Annotated in this window: 4 protein-coding genes; all 4 read left to right on the forward strand. The window is 61.0% G+C overall.

Features of this window, described 5'->3' with window-relative positions; all coding sequences use genetic code 11:
- Positions 1 to 158 precede the first annotated feature (158 nt).
- Genes NFX52_RS29345 through NFX52_RS29360 form a run of 4 tightly spaced genes read left to right on the forward strand, consistent with a single transcriptional unit; the run spans position 159 to position 3,690 of the window.
- The gene (locus NFX52_RS29345; protein WP_202907216.1) at positions 159 to 1,220 is read left to right on the forward strand and encodes a hypothetical protein; all 1,062 of its coding nucleotides are present in this window, start codon (positions 159 to 161) and stop codon (positions 1,218 to 1,220) included.
- Positions 1,221 to 1,239: 19 nt separating this feature from the next.
- Entirely contained in the window at positions 1,240 to 1,896 is a 657-nt protein-coding gene (locus NFX52_RS29350; protein ID WP_055401337.1) for a TerD family protein, read from the forward strand.
- An 8-nt stretch (positions 1,897 to 1,904) separates the two neighbouring features.
- Positions 1,905 to 2,879, forward strand: a complete 975-nt coding sequence (locus NFX52_RS29355) for a hypothetical protein (RefSeq protein ID WP_055401335.1) — start codon at positions 1,905 to 1,907, stop codon at positions 2,877 to 2,879.
- Positions 2,880 to 2,892: 13 nt separating this feature from the next.
- Entirely contained in the window at positions 2,893 to 3,690 is a 798-nt protein-coding gene (locus NFX52_RS29360; RefSeq protein WP_055401333.1) for a VWA domain-containing protein, read from the forward strand.
- The last annotated feature ends 523 nt before the right edge of the window (positions 3,691 to 4,213 follow it).

Raw genomic sequence — 4,213 nt, forward strand, 5'->3', positions numbered from 1 at the left:
GCAAGTAGGCGGTGTCTCGATCTACGGCGATGAAGCGGCTCATGCAGGGGAGGTCTTTTTAAACTGGCGCGATTTTCCAGGCCGCCGCCCACTCGCGGTAGGCGGGAAAGCCCGACAAGCTCCTAGAAACCGGAGCCATCGTGCTTAGGCCTGAGCAGGTGCCGCAAGCCGAACAGGCATTAGCCGCGTTGGACTTTGCGGCCGTTCCATCCGGCGAGATCATCAAGATCGGACTCGGTGCGGAACAGGCGCTGCAAAAGACGCTTGACGGCTTTCTCGCGCGGCTAGACAAGAAAACGGCGTCCAAGGTGTTCGCCCTCTTCGGACGCCTGGAAAAGGGTGTTGATGACGCCAAACTGCCTGAAATCCTGGAGAAGATACAGACCGGCGAGGATCCGGGGTTCTTCGCCCGCCTGTTCGCCAAGCTCACCGGCCGCAAACCCGAAGAAGCCTTTCGCGAGTTCATGCAGGAAGTTGGCGACTTGATTGCCAGCCGGACGCAAACGCTGGCTGACGAGATGGGCCGGCTGGAGGGCGAACTGTCCAAGGAAATGACGACGCTGTTTGGCGAATTGCAGGTGCTGGAGACGCTCAAACTATCGTACGGAACGCACTTTGCCAACTTCACCGTCGATGCGGCCGTGGCCCGGGCGTTTCTCGGCAAGGCCCGGCATTACGTGGCGCAGCAGACGGCGGCAGCCGACCCCGCCGACGTGTCCGCCCAGGCGCGGCTGCGTGAGTTGCAGGACAAACTCCGGTTGCTGGAAAGCCGTGCCCTCGCGCTTGAAGGCACCTATACGCGCCTTCCGGCCGACCAAATGGTGATCCAGCAGATCGAGGCTGCCGGCATCGCCACACTGCAGGAGACGGCCACCACGGTCTCCTCGCGGTTCGCGTCGATCAAGATGACCTTGCTCTCCATCCACGGCGCGTTTGCCGTCAAGTCGGTGCAACAGATCGCCGAGCGCCAGGCACGCCTTGACCAGCAATTGACGCAACTTCGCGGTCAGGCCACCAGGGACGTGGCTGTCGCCGCAGCAAAAGCTCCCGGCGACAACCGGGTCGCGCAGGCGCAGCAAATCGCAGCCATCATCACCCAGACCCGCGAGATCCACGAGCTGGTGGAAGCCGCCAAGCAGGAAACTGAAGCGAAGTTTGAGACGGCGCGGCAGATGTTCGAGAAGTCGCGCGCCGAACTCGCTGCGCTGCGCCAGGCATAACAAGGACCCCGGAGAAGCCATGCTCACATTGACCCTTGACAAGCACGGCGCCGCACCGGCCCGCAAACTGCAGCTCTCACTCAACAAGGGCGCTGCGTTCAAGGTAACCGTCGCATGGCAGTGCGACGCCAGCCACCAGGACGACATCGACATCCACGCACTCGAGGCACGCAACGGCGGCAACGGCGCGAAGGTTTCGGCACTGGAAGAGATCCTGTCCACCTACAACACAACGAAGATGAGCCCGAAAACGGGCGTGCTTCCGACGGCGGCGGACGGCTCCTTCGCCACGCCCTCGGGTGGACTGCAGCATTCCGGCGACGTCCGGGTGCAGGGCAACACCGAAACCATCGTCATTGATGGCTCGAAACTCCCAGCGGGCGTGAACGAGATCCCCCTGTTTGCCACCGTCCACAAGGCCGAGCACGGACAGGGACACGTTGAAGGCGCCGAATCAGAAGACGAAGCTGCATTTGCCGACATTGAGGTCTGCACCGTCACCATCGCCGACGAAGGCGGGCGCGAGCTCGGCGCTTACCAGTTGTCCAAGGAGTTTGGCGAATTCAACGTGGTGCAGCTCGGCAGCATCATGCATGGCGACAATGGCTGGGAGTACGCTCCTGTCGGCCGCGGCTTCACGGGTACGTTCAACGACGTTCTGGGCCACTTCTCCTGAGACCAGCCATGCCGCCCGCGAAGGACAAGTTGCGCCCGACGGTCATCGGCTCCGAGGGCGCCTCCCCGCGCGGCCCTGGCGGTGCCGTCCAGCCACCAAAGGATGGGCCTGCTCGTCGTGCACCGGCGGTCAAGCCGGTGATTCGGCAGCCAACGGCCATGCCTGGCACTGAACGGAGGCGGATTGAAGTGTCAGTGCGGGATCTGCAAGCGTTGTCGCCGGGCGCTAAGACCATGTTGTATGAACGGGCGCGAGCGCTGGTCGGCGCATTCGTCCTCGACCGGGCCGCGCAGCGCAAGGCGATCCTGTGGGGTCATGATTTGCAGCAGACCCACGGCGGCCTCGTCACCGAGATGCTGGACCTTGCGCGCAGCCCTGTGCTGCGCCAGGTGGACGGTTACCTCGCGCGAATGATGGACATCCTGGGATCGATTGACCTGATGGCCGTCTGCGGACATGGTGGCGATAGCGTAATGGGCCGCCTGTTTCAGGGCATCAACAGCCGGATCGACACACCGAGTGAACTTGCCAGGGCCCAAGCCGAGCTGGAGCAGTTGCTTACGCTCATGGCTGCGGCGCTGGACCCACTGCTGGACCTCAAGGACCGGCTGCTGCGTCTTTCCAACTCGATGCAGGGGACTGCCGAACAAGTCGAGGCCTCGGCCATCGGCGCCCTGTTTCTGTCGGAGCGCCTTCGTCAGAACGATACAGCACTGGCGCAGCGATTTGCCGAGCGCAGCATGAGTCTCACCCAAACCCTGGCGCAGATGCGGCAAACCGGCTCTACACAGGAATTACAGATTGAGCAGCCGATGCGTATCATCGGCGCTATCCAGAACGTGGCGCTGGTCGTTATGCCGGCGTTCATCGGCAGTATTGCGTCCATCGCCACCCTAGGCGCCAGGAAGACCACGATCTCGCCGACCGAAGCTGGTGAGCTGGCCTATCGGCTGCGGGACATTATCAGCCAGTTGAAAACCTGAATCAGGAGCACACATGAACAGCAAACTCACATTGAATCTGGACAAGGCAGCCACCGCGCTGCGACTCGCGCTCGACAAAGCTGGCGTGGTGGCGAACGTGAGGGCGGAAACTGCCGCGATCATCGACGTCTCTGGGTCCTTCGAGCACGAGCACGAAGAGGGAACAACCAGCATCCTGATTGAGCGACTCGTACCTTACTGCATGGTGCTCGACCCTGACCACAAAATGGACGTCTTCACATTTAGCGCAGGCGAGCGCAACGCCTACTATGTAGGAGCGGTGGAGCCGAACGACGCTCATGGTTACGTTACTCGCAACATCATCGATCGAGTTCCGGGCTGGAATGGTGGAACAACCTACAGCTTTGTGCTCGAACGCGCGCTTGAGCACTTCGGCTGGAAGACTTGCGACGAGGTGCACCGGTCTACGCAGGGTGCCGGCTTCCTCAGCCGATTGTTCGGGTGGTCGTCGACTGGGCAGGCGCACGATCACGGCGCTCCACATACACACGAAAAGAGACGCTCACTCGTACTCTTCATCACCGACGGTGAAAACACCGCCGGCGATGAGACGCGAACCATGCGCGTCCTGGAGGAATCGCAGCGACGTGGGGACCAGGTCTACTTTCTCTTCATCGGAGCCTGCGAGGACAGGAACGTGAAGTTCGAGTTTGTCCAGCGAATCGCCAGCCGCTTTAAGAATACCGGCCTGGTGGTCATCCGCGACCTGGAGGCCTTTGTCGCGCAGTCCGACGAGGAGCTGAATGCGGCGCTGCTCGGGCCCGAACTCGTGGAATGGTTCAAATCCTGACAGGTAGGTCGCCCGCGCCGTTTGTCTCCTTACTTCAAGCGTAGGAATAGCTGCCGGCGAGCGGCAGCTGTACAGGAGGGTGATCGCCAGGGGCTACGGCTGACGGCAGAGTACTTCAGCCGCCAGCAGCTTTTTCGGGGGGCACAGACTCAGGCGGAACGGCGGTTGAGCAGTTTGATCCAGCAACACGCCGCTCTTCAGCCCTATGGGCACGGACCGAACAGCGTGGTCACATTTCAGTCTGAAATTCTCCTGATGAGCATGCTGCGTTGCAAAAACGGCAAATAAGGGCGTCTGTCCTGCATGAACTTAAAGCCAGCTCGGGTATAAGAATCAATCAATCACTTCAGGCCACCGGTATGACCAGTTCTTTGTGGGGTATATGGGGAGACGTGACTAACTGTCACATCCCGGACGATTGCATAGACTCCAAACGCTATCCACTCTTCATGGCGCGAGCGGTTCTAAAGGAGTTGATAGAGTCCTTGCAATCCACCCAGGGAGTGAAGCCATGTTGATAGCC

Origin of the sequence: Acidovorax facilis (assembly GCF_023913775.1) — a bacterium.
Lineage (GTDB): Bacteria > Pseudomonadota > Gammaproteobacteria > Burkholderiales > Burkholderiaceae_C > Acidovorax > Acidovorax facilis.